The 19,720-nt window shown below is 73.6% G+C and carries 16 protein-coding genes and 2 pseudogenes; 12 read left to right on the forward strand and 6 right to left on the reverse strand.

Going from position 1 to position 19,720, the window contains the following annotated elements:
- Nucleotides 1-12: 12 nt before the first annotated feature.
- The 3 genes from NBH00_RS15830 to NBH00_RS15840 form a co-directional block, all read right to left on the reverse strand.
- On the reverse strand, nucleotides 13-360 hold the full coding sequence (locus tag NBH00_RS15830; RefSeq protein WP_254569561.1) for a co-chaperone GroES: 348 nt from the start codon (nucleotides 358-360) through the stop codon (nucleotides 13-15).
- 78 nt (nucleotides 361-438) lie between these two features.
- Nucleotides 439-1,638 (reverse strand): SGNH/GDSL hydrolase family protein, encoded by a 1,200-nt coding sequence (locus NBH00_RS15835; RefSeq protein ID WP_254569562.1) that lies wholly within the window; start codon nucleotides 1,636-1,638, stop codon nucleotides 439-441.
- A gap of 109 nt (nucleotides 1,639-1,747) precedes the next feature.
- The gene (locus NBH00_RS15840) at nucleotides 1,748-2,941 is read right to left on the reverse strand and encodes an AarF/UbiB family protein (RefSeq protein ID WP_254569563.1); all 1,194 of its coding nucleotides are present in this window, start codon (nucleotides 2,939-2,941) and stop codon (nucleotides 1,748-1,750) included.
- Between the two features lie 156 nt (nucleotides 2,942-3,097).
- Between NBH00_RS15840 and NBH00_RS15845 the strand changes: the two genes are divergently transcribed.
- The gene (locus NBH00_RS15845) at nucleotides 3,098-3,745 is read left to right on the forward strand and encodes a DUF2461 domain-containing protein (protein ID WP_254569564.1); all 648 of its coding nucleotides are present in this window, start codon (nucleotides 3,098-3,100) and stop codon (nucleotides 3,743-3,745) included.
- A 26-nt stretch (nucleotides 3,746-3,771) separates the two neighbouring features.
- Here NBH00_RS15845 and NBH00_RS15850 read toward each other — a convergent pair whose 3' ends face one another.
- Nucleotides 3,772-5,418 carry an ABC transporter ATP-binding protein/permease gene (locus NBH00_RS15850; RefSeq protein ID WP_254569565.1) on the reverse strand — a complete coding sequence of 549 codons (1,647 nt, stop codon included), beginning with the start codon at nucleotides 5,416-5,418 and terminating at the stop codon, nucleotides 3,772-3,774.
- Nucleotides 5,419-5,522: 104 nt separating this feature from the next.
- Between NBH00_RS15850 and NBH00_RS15855 the strand changes: the two genes are divergently transcribed.
- Nucleotides 5,523-5,708 carry a hypothetical protein gene (locus NBH00_RS15855; RefSeq protein WP_254569566.1) on the forward strand — a complete coding sequence of 62 codons (186 nt, stop codon included), beginning with the start codon at nucleotides 5,523-5,525 and terminating at the stop codon, nucleotides 5,706-5,708.
- A gap of 115 nt (nucleotides 5,709-5,823) precedes the next feature.
- Here the strand turns inward: NBH00_RS15855 and NBH00_RS15860 are convergent, their stop codons facing one another.
- Nucleotides 5,824-6,519 carry a VldE C-terminal domain-containing protein gene (locus NBH00_RS15860; protein WP_254569567.1) on the reverse strand — a complete coding sequence of 232 codons (696 nt, stop codon included), beginning with the start codon at nucleotides 6,517-6,519 and terminating at the stop codon, nucleotides 5,824-5,826.
- A 208-nt stretch (nucleotides 6,520-6,727) separates the two neighbouring features.
- On the opposite strand from NBH00_RS15860, the gene NBH00_RS15865 reads away from it, so the two are divergent.
- The 10 genes and pseudogenes from NBH00_RS15865 to glmS all read left to right on the forward strand — a co-directional run bounded on the left by NBH00_RS15865 (nucleotide 6,728) and on the right by glmS (nucleotide 18,194).
- Nucleotides 6,728-7,597, forward strand: a complete 870-nt coding sequence (locus NBH00_RS15865; RefSeq protein ID WP_254569568.1) for an LLM class F420-dependent oxidoreductase — start codon at nucleotides 6,728-6,730, stop codon at nucleotides 7,595-7,597.
- Nucleotides 7,598-7,668: 71 nt separating this feature from the next.
- Nucleotides 7,669-8,241 (forward strand): DUF1206 domain-containing protein, encoded by a 573-nt coding sequence (locus NBH00_RS15870; RefSeq protein ID WP_254569569.1) that lies wholly within the window; start codon nucleotides 7,669-7,671, stop codon nucleotides 8,239-8,241.
- An 84-nt stretch (nucleotides 8,242-8,325) separates the two neighbouring features.
- Nucleotides 8,326-9,504 carry a BaiN/RdsA family NAD(P)/FAD-dependent oxidoreductase gene (locus NBH00_RS15875; RefSeq protein ID WP_367401337.1) on the forward strand — a complete coding sequence of 393 codons (1,179 nt, stop codon included), beginning with the start codon at nucleotides 8,326-8,328 and terminating at the stop codon, nucleotides 9,502-9,504.
- A 462-nt stretch (nucleotides 9,505-9,966) separates the two neighbouring features.
- A pseudogene (locus tag NBH00_RS25555) lies at nucleotides 9,967-10,515 on the forward strand (ferredoxin reductase family protein); the annotation flags it as partial.
- A 310-nt stretch (nucleotides 10,516-10,825) separates the two neighbouring features.
- Nucleotides 10,826-12,021: pseudogene (locus NBH00_RS15880) on the forward strand (cytochrome P450).
- 68 nt (nucleotides 12,022-12,089) lie between these two features.
- A complete protein-coding gene (locus tag NBH00_RS15885; protein ID WP_254569571.1) occupies nucleotides 12,090-14,657 on the forward strand; it encodes a DEAD/DEAH box helicase in 2,568 nt (855 codons plus the stop codon).
- Nucleotides 14,658-14,723: 66 nt separating this feature from the next.
- On the forward strand, nucleotides 14,724-15,167 hold the full coding sequence (locus NBH00_RS15890; RefSeq protein ID WP_254569572.1) for a hypothetical protein: 444 nt from the start codon (nucleotides 14,724-14,726) through the stop codon (nucleotides 15,165-15,167).
- Nucleotides 15,168-15,206: 39 nt separating this feature from the next.
- On the forward strand, nucleotides 15,207-15,989 hold the full coding sequence (locus NBH00_RS15895; protein WP_254569573.1) for an isocitrate lyase/PEP mutase family protein: 783 nt from the start codon (nucleotides 15,207-15,209) through the stop codon (nucleotides 15,987-15,989).
- 102 nt (nucleotides 15,990-16,091) lie between these two features.
- On the forward strand, nucleotides 16,092-16,367 hold the full coding sequence (locus tag NBH00_RS15900) for a hypothetical protein (RefSeq protein ID WP_254569574.1): 276 nt from the start codon (nucleotides 16,092-16,094) through the stop codon (nucleotides 16,365-16,367).
- 12 nt (nucleotides 16,368-16,379) lie between these two features.
- Entirely contained in the window at nucleotides 16,380-18,194 is a 1,815-nt protein-coding gene (glmS, locus tag NBH00_RS15905; protein ID WP_254569575.1) for a glutamine--fructose-6-phosphate transaminase (isomerizing), read from the forward strand.
- Between the two features lie 120 nt (nucleotides 18,195-18,314).
- Here glmS and NBH00_RS15910 read toward each other — a convergent pair whose 3' ends face one another.
- Nucleotides 18,315-19,718, reverse strand: coding sequence for a sensor histidine kinase (locus NBH00_RS15910; RefSeq protein ID WP_254569576.1), 1,404 nt, complete (start codon nucleotides 19,716-19,718; stop codon nucleotides 18,315-18,317).
- Nucleotides 19,719-19,720 lie beyond the last annotated feature (2 nt).

Below are 19,720 nucleotides of genomic sequence, written 5' to 3' on the forward strand. Positions count from 1 at the left end.
GCCGTCCCGGGCTCAGGCCTCGTCGCCGCGGCGGTGCTCGGCCTCGCGGACGATGTCCTCCGCGCGCTCGATGACGCCGAGCACCTCGCCGACGCGGCAGACGAGCAGGCGCTCCTCGGCGACCTCGACCCACGCGCCCGCGGAGGCGGGGAAGACGACGTGGTCGCCCGGGGCGACGGGCATCCGCAGGCCGGCGCTCTCCCACCAGTCGATGCCCGGCCCGACGGCCAGGACGATGCCGTGCTGCGGCGGCGGCTCGTGCGTCCCCGCGGGGACGACGAGGCCCGACTTGCGCATGCGGTCGGGCTCGAGCTCCTTGATGACGATCCGGTCGAAGAGGGGGCGCAGCTGGTCGGGCATCGCGACCAGCCTACGCGGAGGGACGGCCCGGCGACGTGGTGGCCGCGCCCGGACGGCGCGGCCATCGCGGAGGGCAGCTCAGCCGAGCGTCATGACCGGTTCGCCGTACGCGTTCAGGCCGTTGCCCGAGCGCGTGCAGGTGCCGCCCTTCGGGGTGCCCCCGTTGTACGCCTGGCGGATGCAGCTGCGCAGCGCCTTCTGGCCCCAGTAGTTCGGATGCAGCGACTCCTGGATGTAGTAGTCGCTGTTCGCCGTGGAGACCGTCCGGATCTGGTTGACCCACTCGGTCTGGTCGACCGCGCCCGGGCTCTGCCACGACCTGAGGCCCTTCTCCTCGATGAGGCCGACGGTGTTCTCGCACAGCCGCCGCCCGTTGAACGCGCTCTGCAGCTCGAGGACCTTCACGTTGCTCAGGCCGGTCTGCGCCGCCGCGTTCTTCACCGCGTTGTTGATCGTTGGCAGCGCCGTGCTGTTCGGCCAGTTGGCGTCGTTGTTCCAGAAGCCGCAGCCGCCGGTCGACTGGCGGCCGTAGCCGGACTCGCCGTAGCGGAAGCCGCTGCCGGACGGGATCGGCGACTCGTAGTCCTGCACGAGGATCGTGTACTGCGCGGCGCTGTAGCCCGCGTTCGCCATCGCCGTGCGGATGTTCAGGATCGCGTTCTTGATGAGCGTCGTCTTCGCGGAGACGTTCGCGCTCGTGAAGTTCGCCGTGACCGACGAGTCGTCGTTGCAGTAGTTCTTCCACCACGTCGGCGAGCTGAGGAAGTCCGACACGCACGACTGCACGACCGAGCCGAAGTTGAAGTCGTTGCCGCCGATCGACAGCGGGACGAGCTTCACGTTGTGGGTCGCCGCGAAGGCCTGGAGCATCTTCGCCTGGCCCTGGTGGCCCGCGCCGTCGTCGTAGAAGTCCAGGCCGGGCTTGAAGTAGTTGCCGGTCGTCGTCGCGGTCGTCGCGCCCGAGCATGCGAAGTTCACGCCGCTCACCCCCGCCCCGATGTACGCCTCCGCCGCCTTCGAGCGGTGGCACCGCTCGATCTGCTCGCCCGTGTTCGAGGCGTTGTCGTCGTACGCCGTCGCGCCGAGCGCGTCGATGTACTGCTCGCCGTTGTTGCTGTTGCCGGCCCAGCGCCCGGCCTCGCCGGAGATGTAGGAGTCGCCGACCGTGGCGACCCAGGGGGTGCCGGACCCGGGACCGTCGGCGTGGGCGACGCCGGTCATCAGGGACAGCGCGCTGAGCACGGCGACGACACCGCTGCGCACGGGGGGACGGGACACGTGGGCTCCTCCTGACCGCGGGCGCGGGGTGCGCCCGACCGCGGTCGAGCATCGCCGCCCCGCGAGGGCCCCGTCAAGGCGCGGTGGCCGGCCCTCTACGGGCGGCGGGTCAGCAGCCTTCCCGGCCGGCCTCGAGCGCGAGCGCGACCCAGTCCTCGGTGACGCCGAGGCGCGCGAGCGTCGAAACGAGCGTGCCGAGCATCCGCGCGGGCCACAGGTCCTGCGGGTCGAGCCTCACTTTCGTCGCGAGCGCGAAGCCCTCGTCGACCTGCCCCTCGATCCGGGTGCCGAGCGCGAGCAGGGCGGCAGCGTCGAGCCGGGCCGGCCCGGTGAGCAGCTCGGCGCCGGCCTCGCGGAGGAGGCGCATCGCGACCGCACAGCTCTCCGCGTCCGGGAGCAGGCCGAGCCCGGTGACGGCCGCCGTGAACGCCGCCTCGTCACCGGCGCGCAGGGCCGCGAGCGCGTCGAGGGCCTGATCGAGGCGCGCGCCGTCCACCCGGCGCGTCGCCCCGAGGTCGACGAGCGCGATCGTCCCCGGCCCGGTGACGATGACGTTCGCCGGCTCGAGGTCGGCGTGGACGAGCCCGGCCGTGCGCGGGAGGCCGATGGCCGCGCGCAGCAGCGTCCGGGCGACGGCGGCCGCGTCCTCGCCCGTGGGCAGGGCGTCGGCGAGCGTCGGGCCCGCCACGTGCGCGCTGACCATGACGCCGTCGTGGCAGAGGTCGGACATGGGGGAGGGGACGGTGATCGACGGGTGGCGCCGGAGCGCCCGCGCGACCGTGCGCTGCGTCGCCGCCTCGTGCTCGAGGTCGAGCTCGTCGAGGATGCGCTCGCGGGCCTCGCGGATGAGGGCGCCCGCGTCGAGGGCGGGGAACGCGGCCCGCGCGGGGGCGGCGAGCGTCTCGAGGAGCCCGAGGTCCGAGCGGATCGACTCACGCAGGCCGGGCCGCAGGAGCTTCACGACGACGTCCTCGCCGTCGACGCTCGCGCGGTGCGTCTGCGCGCCGGGCGTGACCGCGAGCGGAGCCGCCGCGTCGAGGCCGTCGACGACCTTCGCGGGGTCCCGTCCCCAGGCGTCCTTCAGCGCCTTCGTCACCGCCTTGGGCTCGACGGGCTCGACGCCGGCGGCCGCGTCGAGGAGCTCGGCCATGATGTCGTCGCGGTAGCGCTCGGGCAGCGCGGCGGGGTCGACGACGGTGTGGGCGCCGGCGAAGGCGATCCGGCCGGCCGTCGTCGAGCGGGCGAGCTTCGTCCCCGCGGAGATGAGCGCCCGGACGGCGGGCGGGAGACGGTCGTCGGCCATCGCGGGGTTGTACCGGACGGTGCGGCCCGCGGGCGCCGCGCCGGTCGGCAGTGGACGCACCGCCGGCATCCGCCCATCCGTCCAAAGGTGCAGGTCTGTCGCATTTTCCGCCCCGGAGGGGTGGACGGCGGGCCGCGAACTCGGCAGGGTAGGGGGATGCCCGCCTTCTCCGGCTGGCCACCGGAGGCGCTGACGTTCCTCGCCGACCTGGAGGCCCACAACGATCGGGAGTGGTTCAAGGCAAACCGCGCGCGCTACGACGAGGCGTGCGTGCTGCCGACGACCGCGCTCGGCGAGGCCCTGTCCGATCTGGGCACCCCGAAGCTCTTCCGGCCGTGGAACGACCAGCGCTTCCGCCCGGGCCCGCCGATCAAGGAGCACCTCGGGCTCGCCGTCGGCTACGAGGGCGCGGGCGGCTGGTACGTGCAGCTCTCGATCGACGGCCTCTTCCTCGCCGCCGGGCTGCACAACCCGAAGCCCGACCAGGTGACCCGCCTGCGCGCCGCGATCGACGACGGCCGCAAGGCCGCCGCGCTCACCCGCGCGCTCGCCGTCGCGCGGGCCGCCGGGCTCGCGCTGAACGACCCGGACCTCCTGCGGGTGCCGCGCGGGTACGACTCCGACCATCCACGCGCCGAGCTGCTGCGCCGGAAGAGCCTCACCGTCTCCGCGACGATGCCGATCGCGAAGTGGCTGCACCGGCCCGCCGCGTACGACCACATCCGCGAGCCGCTCGACGCCGCCGCGCCGATGGTGACGTGGCTGCGGCGCCACGTCGGGCCCTCACAGTCCGGAGCGCGCTGACGCGTGGCCCGCGGCTCGCGGGCGCGTCAGCGGACGAGGCCGCGGTCCAGGCGGAAGCCGGCCGCCGACAGCATGATGAGCATCCCGCCGGCGAGGATGCCGATCGTCAGCGGCACCGGGACCGAGTAGAACGTCGGGTCGAAGCCCGTCACCGTCCCGATGTCCCCCGAGAGGCGCGTGTCGAGGTGCATCGCGGAGCCGAGGCCCGTGAGCGCCCAGCGTGAGACCGTGAGGTTCGCGACGAGCTTCAGCGGCGCGATCATCGTCGCGAGCGGGATGATCGCCCCGGCGAGCAGCAGCTGCGGGATGAGGACGAGCGGGACCGAGCTCGTCGCCTGGTCGGAGCTCGTCACCGCCGCCGACAGCCACAGGCCCATCGCGACCGCGGCCCAGCTCGCCGCGACGCAGACGGCGAGCATCTGGACGTCCCCGCTCACGCCGGCGCCGGGCGGCTGCAGGACGAAGACCGGAACGACGAGCAGCACGACCTGGACGGCGGAGAGCGGGAGCAGGACGGCGCACTTCGCGCACAGGTAGGCGTCGACGCGGACGCCGATGGCCGTCTCCCGCGCGAGGATGGCGCGCTCGCGCACGACCTCACGGCAGGCGGCGATGATGCCGAGCCAGATCGCCCCGACGAGCAGCAGGAAGCAGAGCATCACGCCGTAGTACTGGCCGAGCGTCTGGTCGGACAGGATGTCGTGGGGGAGGGCGAACCCGATCGCGAGGCCGATGACCGGCGCCTGGCCGACGAGGATCGTCAGCTGACGGCGGTTGCGCAGCGTGCACTGCGCGTAGCGGCGGGCGAGGACGCGGGCCTGGGTCGCGAGCGGCGGCGCGACGCCGCGGGGCGCGCGGGCGCCGCGCGGCGGGGCGGGGGCGGGGCGGTCGGCGCCGCCGCCCTCGGGGCGCCGCGGTTCCTCGAGCGCGAGCGCGACGTACACCTGGTCGAAGTTCTGCACGCCGAAGCGCTCGAGCATCTCCTGCGGGCTGCCGACGAAGCGCAGCTCGCCGCCTGGTGCCATGACCGCGACGACGTCGCAGAGGCCGAGGCTGCTCGTCGCGTGGGTCGACAGCAGGACGCCGCGCCCCTCGTCGGCGAGGCCGCGCAGGAGCTCCATCATGCGCTGCTCGAGGACGGCGTCGAGGCCGGTGGCGGGCTCGTCGAGGAGCAGGACCGACGGGCGGCCGACGAGCTCGATGCCGCACGACGCACGGCGGCGCTGGCCGTCGGAGAGGCTCGCCATGCGGACGTCGGCCTGCTCGCCCATGTGGAGCGCGGCAATGACCTCGTCGGCGCGGGCGTCGAGGTCGGCCGCGCTCGTCCCCGGCGGCAACCGCAGCTCGGCGGCGTAGCGGAGCGCCTCGCGGACGGTGAGCTCGGGGTGCACGAGCGTGCCGAAGGGGACGTAGCCGACGTCGGTCATGCGCTGCCGGACGGGGACGCCGCCGACGTGGACGGTCCCGCCGGCCGGGAGCAGCACCCCGGCGAGCGCGCGCAGCAGCGTCGACTTGCCCGAGCCGCTCGCGCCGATGACGGCGACGAGCTTGCCGACCGGCACCTCGAGGGTCGCCTCGCGCAGGATCGTCTGCCCGCCGGCCGTGACGGTGACCGCGTGCGCGCTGATGCCGGCCACCTCCGCCTCCTGGACCGCTCCCGTGATCGTGGACACGCCCGTAGCTTGCCCCATCTCGCCGCTGCGACACGCCAGACCCTCGTGCGCGGTGCGTCCGCGAGCGGGCAGGGATCGGGCGTCCGCGGGAGAATCCCTGGCCGATGAGTGCCGGTGCCGACATCCCGCTCGTGGGTCCGGGGAACGAGCTGCAGCTGACGATCGACGGTGGCGCGGTGCCGCACGCGGAGGTCGTCGCGGCGTCCGAGCGCCCGGCCGGACCGTCCGCCGGGGACGCGCGCGCGGCCACGCCGGCGACCCTCCCGGGGCAGACGAGCCTCACGGGGTGAGCGCCGAAGCCGATCGAACCGGTAGAGACCGTCGGGGCCCATCGGCTGTCCGACGGGCCCGCGGGTTCTGCGGGCGGCCGTCCGTCGCCGGACGCCCGCCCTCAGGCACGACGGCTCAGCGGTAGAAGGACGTCCGCTTCGCGGCGCCGGCCCGGTTCAGCCCGATGTGCATGTGCTCGGTGTGCGGGTTCGGGCCGGTGTACGCGCGGAAGCCCTCGGCGTGGTGGTAGGAGGTCCAGATCCGGTGGTTCCAGATGATCTCCTGGATGCCCATCGCCCGGGCCAGGGCCCAGTTGTCGGCCCGAACGCCTGGGCACCGGCGGTGAAGCCGGGGGCGCAGCCGCTCGGGCCGGTCCAGGGGCCCGGATCGTCGTACCTGAACCTGTCCGGGGTGGCGGCCGGCGTGGGGGTGGGGGCCGGCGTGGGAGCAGTCGGGCGCGACGCGGCCGTCGCTACCGGTGTAGACCCGGGTGTCGCTCATGTAGCCACCCTTCTCGAGGCGGTCCCGGATGCGGCTCGTGCCGTACGGGCCGGTCACCGACGAGCCGTTGGTCTGGCAGACGATGTACGCCTTCGCGCCGCTGCGCACGCGGCGGATCGTCTTCGAGCCCGTGCGCGGCAGCGCCTTCACCGCGAGCAGCGCCTTGCCGCCGCCGTTGAACGTCCCGACGTGCGCGACGGGCTGTGGGCAGGGCACGCTGTCGACGCCGCAGGCGGGCCTGGCGTGGGCGGCGCCGGGGGCGACGAGGAAGCCGACGGCGGCGGCCGCGGCGACGGCGGTGCGGGCGTCAGGCAGGGACAGGGTCGGCATGGGAGGCACTCGTTTCTTCGGGGGTGAGCCGGACTGCGGACGTTTATGACGGCCCGCGACCCCGGTGAGCGGTCGTTCTCAGGTGCCCCTCACCCTCCGTGAGAGATTCGTGAGGACCTGCGTCGCCCGCCCGCGCCGGCGGGTACCCGCTCTGCCCTCGGCGCGCGTTGCCCGCGCCTGCCGCGGACCGGCGTCCTAGGCTGGGCGCATGGAACTCGCGGTGCACTTCCCGAACTTCACGCTCCCCGGCGGCCCGGAGGCGCTCGGTCCGGCCCTCGCCGCGACCGCCCGCGCGGCCGAGGACGGGGGCGCGTCGACGTTCACCCTCATGGACCACTGGTTCCAGATGGAGTCGATCGGCCGCTCCGAGGACCCGATGCTCGAGGGCTACACGTCCCTCGGCTTCCTCGCGGGCCAGACCTCGCGGATCCGCCTCGGACTGCTCGTGACCGGCGTGACGTACCGGCACCCCGGGCTGCTCGCGAAGACGGTCACGACGCTCGACGTCCTCTCCGGAGGCCGCGCGCAGCTCGGGATCGGCGCCGCCTGGTACGAGCGTGAGCACCGCGGCCTCGGCGTCCCGTTCCCGCCCCTCGGCGAGCGTTTCGAGCGCCTCGAGGAGACGCTGCAGATCGTTCGCCAGATGTGGAGCGACGACGACGGCCCGTTCGACGGCGAGCACTTCCGGCTCGCCGAGACGATCTGCACGCCGCGGCCGATCTCGGCACCGGCGCCGCCGATCCTCATCGGCGGGTCGGGCGAGCGCAAGACGCTGCTGCTCGTCGCCCGGTACGCGGACGCCTGCAACCTCTTCGCGCCCGACCCGTCGGTCGTCGCGCACAAGCTCGACGTCCTGCGCGGCCACTGCGACGCCGAGGGCCGCGACGAGGCGGAGATCGAGAAGACGATCATCTTCAACGGCGACCCCGTCGTCGACGTCGACGGCTTCCTGTCGAGCATGGCCGAGTACGCGAAGCTCGGCGTCACGAAGGTCTGGGTCAGCCCGTTCGCGCCCGACCCGGCGGCGTGGGTGACGAAGCTGTGCGAGACGGCGGGGCCGCGGCTCGCCGAGCTGTAGCGGCTGCGCCCGGACGGATGTTCTCGGCGGGGTCGGAGTGGCCTCGCCGTCCACCGGGTACCCCGATCGGCATGCGCAGCATCGCGACCGTCGCGCGCCGACCGCAGTTCGAGTGGCTGGCCCGCGCCGGGCTCGCCGCCCGCGGCGCCGTCTACGCGGTCATCGGGATCCTCGCGCTGAAGCTCGCCCTCGGCAGCGGCGGCGAGGCGACGAACCAGCAGGGCGCCCTGAAGGCGATCGCCGACCGGCCGTTCGGCAAGACGCTGCTCGTCCTCGTCGCGATCGGGCTCGGCGGGTACGCGTTCTGGCGCCTGTTCCGGGCCGCGGTCGGCCACGGCCGCGAGCAGCACGACGACGGCGGGGACCGGGTCGCCGCGCTGGCCAGCGGCGTCGCGTACACGGTCCTCTGCGTCACCGCGGTGAAGATCCTCACCGGCGCGCGCACCGGGTCGGGGACGCCGAGGAAGGCGACCGGCGGCGTCCTCGACTGGTCGATGGGCCCGCTGCTCGTCGGCATCGCCGGCGCGGTGCTCATCGGCGTCGCCGGCTACCAGGCCCACAAGGGGCTCTCGAGCACCTGGCGGCCGCCGCCTGATCCCCGCCTCTTCCCGAAAGTTGTCATAACGACCGTTATCGAGCATTGACGATCGGGCGGCCCAGTTCGATGGTTGGAAGTTGCCGAGGGCGACGAGCAGCAGGCCCGCGGCGCTGCGAAGATCCGGCCGGTGATGCGCTCGACCGACGTCGTGATCATCGGCGCAGGAGCTGCCGGCCTGATGTGCGCGATGACCGCGGCGGCGCGTGGCCGCCGGGTGCTGCTCCTCGACAGCTCCAACAAACCCGGCAAGAAGATCCTCATGTCCGGGGGCGGCCGCTGCAACTTCACGAACATGTACGCGGAGCCGGCGAACTTCTCGTCGCGGAACCCGCACTTCTGCAAGTCGGCCCTGGCGCGCTACACGCCGTGGGACTTCATCGCGCTCGTCGACCGGCACGGCGTGCCGTACCACGAGAAGAAGCTCGGCCAGCTGTTCTGCGACAACCGCTCGAAGGACATCCTGAACCTGCTCCTCGACGAGTGCAGGCAGGCCGGCGTCGAGCTGCACGTGACCACCGCGGTCCGCGAGATCGCGCGGGCGGACGCCGGCTACGTGCTGGACACCGACCTCGGCGAGGTCACGGCGTCGTCGGTCGTGATCGCCACCGGCGGCCTGTCGATCCCGACCCTGGGCGCCACCGGCTTCGGCTACGAGATCGCACGCCGCTTCGGCCACACGGTGCTCCCGACCCGCGCGGGTCTCGTGCCGTTCACCACCTCGGGTGAGCTCAAGGAGCTGTGCGCCGAGCTGACCGGCACATCGGTGGCCGCCGTCGTCAGCTGTGGCGAGGAGAGCTTCCGCGAGAACATCCTCTTCACCCACCGCGGCCTCAGCGGACCGGCCATCCTGCAGATCTCGTCGTTCTGGCATCCGGGCGACACCGTGACGATCGACCTGCTGCCCGACCACGACGTCCTCGAGTGGCTCCAGGGCCGCCAGGCCGCGCGCCCCGACAGCGAGCTGAAGACCGTGCTCGGCGAGGTCTTCACCAAGAAGATGGCGACCCTGCTGGCCGACCGCTGGTTCACGTCGCGGCCGATGAAGCGGTACACGCCGGCCGAGCTGCGGGGCATCGCCGACACGCTCGGCGCCTGGCCGGTCGTGCCCGCCGGCACCGAGGGCTACCGCACCGCGGAGGTCACGCTCGGCGGCGTCGACACCCGCGAGGTATCGTCGAAGACGATGGAGTCCGTCAAGAGCCCCGGCCTGTACTTCATCGGCGAGGTGCTCGACGTCACGGGCCACCTGGGCGGCTTCAACTTCCAATGGGCGTGGGCGTCGGGCCATGCGGCGGCACAGGTCGCGTGAGCACCGCCCGCTGCGGGCATCTACGCAGCGACGCCACGGCTCGGCGCGGATGACGGCCGCGCCGGTGGCTGCGAGAACCTGACCATGGACGACGCGAGACGCCGGGTGCCGATCCCCCGCCCCCAGTTCGTCGCCCGCGAGGTCGGGCCCGCCACGATCGTCGTCCTCATCGTCGCGCTCGCCGTCCTCTGGATCGCGGACCGGCCCGCCGGGCAGTCCACGGGGAGCTTCGCCGGGCAGTTCCTCGGCGCGGAGGCGATTCTCCTGCTGTCGATCGCGCTCGTGCTCATCAGCACGCTGCCGTGGGTCGAGGAGTGGTTCGACGGGATCGACCGCGCGGCGATCTGGCACCGGAGGCTCGCCATCGCGGGCGTCGTCCTCCTCGCCCCCCACGTGCTCATGTCCTCGGGCGACGGGGGCGGCGGCCTCGGCGGCCCGCTCGGCGCCATCGGGGCGATCGGTATGGTCGCCCTGGCCCTGTGGGCGATCCTCCCGCGCTGGCAGTCGGTCGTCCCCCGCGCGGTCCGCCCCGTCGTCCTGGCGGCGCGGGACGCCCCGGGCATCGCGGAGGTCCGCCGGCTCTTCGGCGGGTACGAGCGCTGGCGGGCGCTGCACCGGCTGACCGGGCTGTTCGTCGCCGCGGGCTTCCTCCACGGCCTGCTGGACGGCACGCCGTTCGCCGGGGCGCCGCTGCTGCGCTGGACCTACGTCGCGATCGGCGGGACCGGGCTGGCGTTCTACGTCTACCGCGAGGTCCTCGCCCGGTTCTTCCTCTCGCTCCACGACTACGAGGTCGCGTCGGTCAGCGAGGTGCACGACGGCCTCGTCGAGATCGCGCTGCGCCCGCTCGGCCGCCACGTCGAGTACGTCCCCGGTCAGTTCGCGATGGTCTACCTCGAGGGCAAGGACGGCTGGCACCGCCACCCGTTCACGATCGCGAGCGCCCCGCACGAGGGGATCGTCCGGGTCACCGTCAAGGCGCTCGGCGACTACACGTCGGGGCTGCACCGGACGCTCGAGCCCGGGATGCCCGCGGTCATCGGCGGCCCGCACGGGCGCTTCAGCCACCAGAAGGGCACCGCCCACCAGGTGTGGATCGCCGGCGGCGTCGGCGTGGCCCCGTTCCTCTCCTGGCTGCGCGCCCTCGACGGCGACCTCGCCCACCGGGTCGACTTCTTCTACACCTCGGTCGGGCCCGCCCCGTTCGCCGACGAGATCCTGGCGGTCGCCGCCCGGCACCCGACGCTCCGCGCGCCACACGCTCGGCTTCCTCCAGAGCAGCCTCGAGCACTCACGGCGCTTCCACGCCCTGTACGGGACGGTGTTCTGGTCGAACGCGTTCGGCACGCCGCTCGTCATCGCCCTCGGCCCGGACGCCATCGAGACGGTGCTGACGAACCGCGATCGGGCCTTCGCGAACAAGGAGGGCTGGGACTACTTCATCGGCCCGTTCTTCGAGCGCGGCGTCATGCTCATGGACTTCGAGGAGCACCGCCAGCACCGCCTCATCCTCCAGCAGGCCTTCAAGCGCGACCGCCTGCTCGCCTACCTCGAGAAGGTCAACGCGACGATCGCCCGCAGCATCGCGGCCTGGCGCCCGGGGCCGGGCTTCGAGCTCTACGAGGCCGCGAAGCAGCTGACGCTCGACATCGCCACCGAGGTCTTCATGGGCGAGCAGATCGGGGCCCAGGCCGACCGCATCAACGAGGCGTTCATCGACGTCGTCGTCGGCGGCCAGGCCGTCGTGCGGGCCGACGTGCCGGGCGGCAAGTGGCACCGCGGCCTGCAGAGCCGGCGGATGCTCGAGGACTACTTCCGCGCGCAGATCCCGAAGAAGCGCGCGGGGACCGGCGACGACCTCTTCAGCGTCCTCTGCCACGCGGTGAGCGAGGACGGCGAGCGCTTCGCCGACGAGGACATCGTCAACCACATGATCTTCACGATGATGGCCGCCCACGACACGAGCACGATCACGCTCGCGATGATGGGCTACTACCTCGCCCGCCACCCGGGTGGCAGGAGCGGCTGCGGGCCGAGTCCCGCGGCCTCGGCCAGGCGACGATCGGCTACGACGACGTCGAGCGCCTGCCCGACATGGACCTCGCGTTCAAGGAGACGCTGCGCATCAACGCCCCGGTCGGGATGCTCGCCCGCGAGACGCTGAAGGACACGGCGATCGACGGCCGCTTCGTGCCGAAGGGGACGAAGGTCATGCTCGCGATCTACCCGAGCCATCGCATGGAGCCGTGGTGGCGCGACCCGGACACCTTCGACCCCGAGCGCTTCAGCCCGGAGCGCGCCGAGGACCGCTCGCACAAGTACGCGTGGGCGCCGTTCGGCGGCAACGTCCACAAGTGCATCGGGATGCACTTCGGCTCCATGGAGGTCAAGGCGATCCTCCACCAGCTGCTGCTCCGCTACCGCTGGACGGTGCCCGCCGGCTACGAGCCGGTCATCGACTTCGGGACGGGCCCGTTCCCCGGGAACGGCCTGCCGATCGACCTGCAGCCGCTGTAGGGGCGGCACGGCCGGACACGCGGCGGACGCGGCCACGCGCGCCCGGCGCGCTAGCGTGCCCGGCACGGATGAGCCTCACCGCGGCCCTGCCCCCGACGTCCGACCCGGACGCCCTCTACGACGCGTTCCTCGCCTGGGCGGACGAGCAGGGCCTGACGCTCTACCCGCACCAGGACGAGGCAGCGATGGAGCTCTTCAGCGGGAGCAACGTCGTCCTCGCGACACCGACCGGCTCGGGCAAGTCGCTCGTCGCGGTCGCCGCCCACCTCGCCGCGCTCGCCGACGGGCGCCGGACGTACTACACCGCGCCGATCAAGGCGCTCGTCTCCGAGAAGTTCTTCGCCCTCTGCGAGACGTTCGGCTCGACCGAGGTCGGGATGCTCACCGGCGACGCGGCCGTCAACGCCGGCGCCCCCATCATCTGCTGCACCGCCGAGGTGCTCGCGAACATCGCCCTGCGCGAGGGGGCGGCCGCCGACGTCGGGCAGGTCGTCATGGACGAGTTCCACTACTACGCCGACGGCCGGCGGGGCTGGGCGTGGCAGGTCCCGCTCCTCACCCTCCCCCAGGCCCAGTTCCTCCTGATGTCCGCGACGCTCGGCGACGTCGAGCGCATCGCCGAGGACCTCACCGCGCGCACCGGCCGCGAGACGGTGACGATCGCGAACGCCGAGCGGCCCGTCCCGCTGACGCACGCCTGGTCGCTGCAGCCGCTGCACGAGCTGCTCGAGGAGCTCGTCGCCACCCGTCAGGCGCCGATCTACGTCGTCCACTTCACCCAGGCGTCGGCGATGGAGCGCGCCCAGTCGCTCCTCTCGGCGAAGCTCTGCACCCGCGAGGAGCGCGACGCGATCGCCGAGGCCCTCGGCGCCTTCCGCTTCACCGCCGGGTTCGGCCGCACGCTGTCGAAGCTCGTGCGCAGCGGCATCGGCGTCCACCACGCCGGGATGCTCCCGCGCTACCGGCGGCTCGTCGAGCAGCTCGCGCAGGCCGGGCTCCTGAAGGTCATCTGCGGGACCGACACGCTCGGGGTCGGGATCAACGTCCCGATCCGGACGGTCGTCTTCACGAGCCTCGCGAAGTACGACGGCAGCCGCCACCGGATGCTCAAGGCGCGCGAGTTCCACCAGATCGCCGGGCGCGCCGGCCGGGCCGGGTTCGACACCTCCGGGCACGTCGTCGTCCAGGCGCCGGACCACGCGATCGAGCGGGCGAAGGCGCTCGCGAAGGCCGGGGACGACCCGAAGAAGCGCCGCAAGATCCAGGTGAGGAAGCCGGCCGACGGCGCGGTCACGTGGACCGAGGAGACGTTCGACCGGCTCCGCGACGCGGCCCCCGAGCCGCTCGTCTCGAAGATGCGCGTCGACCACGCGATGATCCTCAACGTCGTCCGCCAGCCGACCGATCCGGTCGCCGCGATGCGCGCGCTCATGGAGGACAACCACGAGGACGAGCGCGGCCGCCGCAAGCTCTCCGACCAGGCCCAGGCGCTCGGGGACGAGCTCGTCCGCGCGGGCGTCCTGGAGTGGCTGCCCGAGCCCGACGAGGACGGCCGCACGCTCCAGCTCGCGCTCGCCCTCCAGGACGACTTCGCCCTCAACGAGCCGCTCGCGTCGTTCGCGCTCGTCGCCTTCGGCCTGCTCGACCCCGACGCGGAGACGTACACCCTCGACGTCGTCTCGGTCGTCGAGGCGATCCTCGACGACCCGTTCCCCGTGCTCATGGCCCAGGCGCACAAGGCGCGCGGCGAGGCGGTCGCCGAGATGAAGGCCGAGGGCATCGAGTACGACGAGCGGATGGAGCTGCTGGAGGAGGTCACCTACCCGCAGCCGCTCGCCGAGCCGCTCCGGGCCGCGCTCATCAGCTACCGCGAGCGTCACCCGTGGGTGCGCGAGTCCGACCTCTCGCCGAAGTCGGTCGTCCGCGACATGTACGAGGCCGGGCGCACGTTCACGGAGACCGTCGCGTTCTACGGGCTCGCGCGCTCGGAGGGCCTCGTCCTGCGCTACCTGTCCAGCGCCTATCGCGCGCTGCGCCGGACCGTACCCGACGAGGTGAAGACCGACGAGCTCGACGAGATCGTCGAGTGGCTCGGCGAGACCGTCCGCCAGACCGACTCGAGCCTGCTCGACGAGTGGGAGGCACTGACCGACCCCGAGGCGGTCGCCCGTGCCGCGGCCGCCGCGGCGGCCGGCGAGCCCGAGCCGCCGCCGCGCCCCATCACCGCGAACGAGCGCGCCTTCATGGTCATGGTGCGCAACGCCCTCTTCCAGCGGGTGCGCCTGCTCGCCGCCGGCGACGCCGCTGCGCTCGCCGCGCTCGAGGCCGCCTCCGCCGCGCTGACCGAGCCGCCGGCCCGCGTGACGATGGGCGAGGACGAGTGGCGCGCCGCCGGCGAGGAGATCCGCGCCGAGTACCCCGCGATCGGGACCGGTCCCGACGCGCGCTCGCCGCGCCTGCTGCTCGTCGATCGCGACCCGCCGGGGACCGAGGGCCGCGTGTGGACCGTGCGCCAGATCCTCGACGACCCCGAGGGCCACCACGACGCCGCGATCGTCGCGACGATCGACCTCGACGCCTCCGACGCCGCCGGCGAGCCCGTCGTGCGGACGACGGCAGCGGGACTTGCGCCGTAAAGGTACGCCCCCGTAGCATACGGGCCACGCCCCGCCCGCCCCCGCCCCGAGGAAGCCGCCCCGCTCGTGCCCGCCCTGTGGATCCTGCCCGCCGCGCTCGCCCTGCTCACCGCGGGGAGCATGCTCGCGCCGTCCGTCGTCGAGCGCGCGCTGCTCGGCGTCGTCGCCGGCGGCGTGCTCACTGTCCTGGCGGGGATCATCGGCTACGTCCTCTACGCCCTCACGGCGCTCGCGCTGCGTGTCGACGCGACGCTGAGCGTCGCGGCCGCGGCGCTGATGTGCGCCGCGCTCGTCGCGGCCGGGCAGCACCGCGTCGCGCCGCGGCCGCCGGACGAGCGCGCGGACGGGGACGGCGGTGGCGGCGGCGGGCTGCACCGCCCGGACCCCGAGCGCCCGCGCGACCCGGGCCCCGCCGGCGACCTGGGGCCCGACTGGGACGGCTTCGACGCCGCGCGGCGGGCGTGGGAGGACGAACGCGCCGGCGATCGCGTGCCCGCCCTGCTGACCTGACGGCCGCGCCCCGCGCGCGCAGCGGCGAGACTGTCCGCCATGAGCGCCTTCCTCGACCTGCACCGCCCCGGCGACCCGCTGCTGCTCCCGAACCCGTGGGACATCGGCTCGGCCCGCCTCTTCGAGCACCTCGGCTTCGCCGCCCTCGCGACGACGAGCAGCGGCTTCGCGGCGACCCTCGGCCGGGTCGACGGGGGCGTGACGCGCGACGAGGCCCTCGCGCACGCCCGCGAGCTCGTCGCCGCGGCGGGCGTCCCGGTGAGCGCTGACCTCGAGCACGGGTTCGGCGCCACCGAGGCCGAGGTCACCGAGACCTTCCGCCTCGCCGCCGCGACGGGCCTCGCCGGCGGCTCCATCGAGGACTGGGACGGGACGCGGACCTTCACGATCGACGAGGCGGCGGCCCGGGTCGCCGCCGCGGTCGCCGGGGCCGGCCCGGACTTCGTCGTCACGGCCCGCTGCGACGCGCACCTGCGCGAGCCCGGCCAGACGCGCGATGACACGATCGCCCGCCTCCGGGCCTACGCGGAGGCGGGCGCGCAGGTCGTGTACGCCCCCGGGCCGACGGACCTCGACGACATCCGCGCCGTCGTCGACGCCGTCCCGCGGCCCGTCAACGTCCTGCTGCGTCCCGGCGGGCCCGGGGGGCGCGAGCTCGCGGCCGTCGGCGTCGCCCGGGTGTCCGTCGGCGGGATGTTCGCCTTCACCGCCCTCGGCGCGGTGGTCGACGCCGCGCGGGAGCTCCTCGAGGCGGGGACGCTCGGCGGGACGGAGCTCGCGGCCCGCGGGGGCGCCGCCGTCCGGGCGGCCTTCACCCCGTGACCGCCTGCTCGCCCTCCGTTCGCCGAGTTTCTGCGGATTCTGCCCGATAACGGGCAACTCGCGTCACCGACGGGCGATTGTTGTGTAACACTCCTCGACGCCGTGACCGAGGACCCCGATCCGCTCGAACCGCTGCTGGACCACCTGCAGCGGGCGCTGCCGCTCCGGCGCAGCGAGGCGCAGCGGGTCGTGGACGAGGTCGTGGCGTGGTTTGCCGAGTCGCCGGAGGCGTTCGTCCGCCGGCGACACCGCGAGCTGCAGGACCGGGGCGTCCCCAACGCCCGGGCGTACTCGCGCATCGCCGACGAACTGGCGGCGCGGCCGGTCCCCGGCCCGCGCCTCAGCGAACGGCAGGTCCGCCGGGTCATCTACGGATAGGAGCAGGACAGCATGTGTGGCATCGTCGGATACGTCGGGCGGCAGGACGCTGTCCCGCTCCTCATCGAAGGGCTCCAGCGGCTCGAGTACCGCGGCTACGACTCCGCGGGCGTCGCGGCCGTGAAGAACGGCACGCTGCGCGTCGCCAAGGCCGAGGGCAAGGTCCGCGACCTGCTCGACGGCCTGCCGAAGAAGGTCGCCGGGCCGATCGGCATCGGGCACACGCGCTGGGCGACCCACGGCCCGCCGTCGGACCTCAACGCCCATCCGCACGTCGACGCCGACGAGCATGTCGCCGTCGTCCACAACGGCATCCTCGAGAACGCCGACTCCCTCCGCGCCGAGCTCGAGCGCGAGGGCGTCGAGTTCCTCTCCGACACGGACACCGAGATCCTCGCCCACCTCGTCGGGCGCTCGACGCAGCCCGAGCTCGAGGACAAGGTCCGCGAGGCGCTGCGCCGCGTGCAGGGCGCCTACGGCATCGCGGTCATCGACACGCGCACGCCGGACCGGATCGTCGTCGCCCGCAACGGGTCGCCGGTCGTCCTCGGCATCGGCAACCGCGAGATGCTCGTCGCGTCCGACGTCGCCGCGCTCGTCAAGCACGTGCAGCAGGTCGTCTTCCTCGACGACGGCGAGATGGCCGTCCTCACCGCCGACGGCTTCACGACCTCGACGCTCGACCGCAAGAAGACCGACAAGGAGCCCCAGGAGATCGAGGGCGACGTCGAGGACTACGAGAAGGGCGGCTACGAGCACTACCTGCGCAAGGAGATCGCCGACCAGCCCCAGGCCGTCGCCGGGACGCTCCGTGGCCGACTGGACGAGCGCTTCGCCACCGCGCACCTCGGCGGCATCGAGCTGAGCGCGCGCGACCTGCGGACGATCCGCCGGGTGAAGATCCTCGGCTGCGGCTCGGCCTACTACTCGGGCATCGTCGGCGCGGAGCTCATCGAGTCACTCGCCCGGCTCCCGGCGGACGCCGAGCCGGCCTCGGAGTTCCGTTACCGCAACCCGGTCATCGACCCCGACACGCTCTACCTCGCGGTATCGCAGTCGGGCGAGACGTTCGACACGCTCGCCGCCGTGCACGAGGTCCAGCGCAAGGGCGGCCGCGTGCTCGGCGTCGTGAACGTCGTCGGCTCCTCGATCGCCCGCGCCTGCGAGGGCGGCATCTACCTCCACGCCGGCCCCGAGGTCTCGGTCGCGTCGACGAAGGCGTTCAATGCGTCGGTCGTCGCCTTCGCCCTGCTCGCGCTCCACCTCGGCCGCGTGCGCGACCTCTCCCCCGCCGACGGCAAGCGGCTCATCACCGGGCTCGAGCGCCTGCCCGACCAGATCGCGACGGTCCTCGAGGACGAGGAGGTCGTCCGCCAGGCCGCGCAGCGCTTCGCCGACGCGCCGTCCGCCTTCTACATCGGCCGCGTGCGGGGCTACCCGATCGCGCTCGAGGGCGCCCAGAAGCTCAAGGAGCTCTCCTACGTCCACGCCGAGGCCTACCCGGCGAGCGAGCTGAAGCACGGCCCGCTCGCGCTCATCTCCCCCGAGATGCCGACGGTCGTCATCGCCCCCGACGACCACCTCATCGACAAGAACCGGTCGGCGATGGAGCAGATCAAGGCCCGCGGCGGGCCGGTCGTCGCCGTCGGCCACAGCCCCTTCGCGGGCCTCGCCGACGAGACCCTCATCGTCCCCAAGAATGAGCCGGAGCTCGACTCGGTCCTCCTCGGGGTGCCGCTCCAGCTCCTGGCCTACCACGCGTCGATGCTGCTCGGGCGCGACGTGGACCAGCCGCGCAACCTCGCCAAGAGCGTGACGGTCGAGTAGCGCCGCCCCGCTCGCCGCCCCGCCCCCGCCCCGCCCGCCCGCCCCGCCCCCGCGGGTGCGGCGTGCGGCCGAGTGGGCTCATATGTCCCACTCGGCCGCACGCCGCTCGTGGTGCCGCGATCAGTCCGGGGCCGTCAGCGGCAGCCACACGCGAAAGGCTGTCCGCCCCGGCTCGGAGCCGACGATGATCGACCCGCCGTGGCGGTCGACGACGATGCGCCGGGCGGTCGCGAGGCCGAGCCCGGTCCCGCGGCCGACGTCCTTCGTCGTGTAGAACGAGTCGAAGATGTGGGCGACGACCTCGTCCGGGATGCCCGGCCCGTCGTCGGCGATCTCGACGAGCGCGCGCTCCCCGTCGCGGCGGGTGGTGAGCGTGATCGTCCCCGACTCGCCGAGCGCGTCGATCGCGTTGTCCAGGAGGTTCGTCCACACCTGGTTGAGCTCGGATCCGCGGACGGTGAGGTGCGGCAGCGCGCGGTCGTAGTCGCGGACGACGCGGATCGTCGTCTGCTTGAGCTTGTGCCCGAGGACCGTGAGCGTCGTCTCCAGGCCCTCGTGGAGGTCGACCTCGACGACGGCGCCGCGGTCCATGTATGCGTAGGCCTTCACGGCGCCGACGAGCTCGGACATCCGCCGGGTCGACTCCCGGAGCTCGGCGGCGAGGCCGCGGGCCGTGAGCGCCGCCGCGACCCAGCGCAGCGCGGCATCGAGCGCCGGCCCGGCGTGGGTGACGACCTGCTCGAGCCACGCCTCGTCCAGGCCGGCGGCCGCGAGCGGCTCCGCGATCTCCCACGCCTGTTCGACGCCGAGGTCCTCCAGGCGCTCGGCGATCGCGTCCTCGGCGTCGGCCGCGTCGAGCGCCGAGAGCGCGGTGAGGCCCGCCGCCCGGGCCAGCGCCTCGCGCTGCAGCTCGCTCAGCACCTGCGCGTCGGCGCGTTCGATCCCGGCGTCGACGAACATGCCGAGCGTCGAGGAGAGGACGTCGAGCGCCTCGGCCATCTGCGCCGAGGCGCGCTTGGCCGCGGCTGCCGGGTTGTTCAGCTCGTGCGCGAGCCCCGCCGCCATCGTCCCGAGGGACTCGAGGCGGTCGCGGCTGGACTCGATGGCCTGGACGCGCTGCATGACCGGCGCGATCTGGCGCATGACCCGCCCGTGGACGGCCGGGTGGGCGAGCGCGAGGCGGCGGAAGTCGTCGGCGGGCAGCAGCGCGAGGCGGCAGTCCGTCCGGGCCTGGGTCCGCACGAAGATCGGGTTCTCGGTGAGGACCCCGATCGCCCCCATCCACGTCGGCGCGTGCTGGTAGCCCATCGGCTCGGCCCGCCCGTCGGACACCATGAACATCTCCACCGTCCCCTCGAGCAGGAGGTGCACCCCCGGGGCGGGGACGCCCTGCTCGACGATGATCCCGCCGGCCGCGACGTCCTGGCCCTCGGCGACGGCGAGCCACTCCGCGAGCTGCTCCCGCTCCAGCCCGTGGAGGAGGTCGACGACGCAGAGGTCCTTGACGGTCAGCGGCCCGGACACCG

This window comes from Paraconexibacter antarcticus, from assembly GCF_024220175.1.
Taxonomy (GTDB): Bacteria; Actinomycetota; Thermoleophilia; order Solirubrobacterales; family Solirubrobacteraceae; genus Paraconexibacter; species Paraconexibacter antarcticus.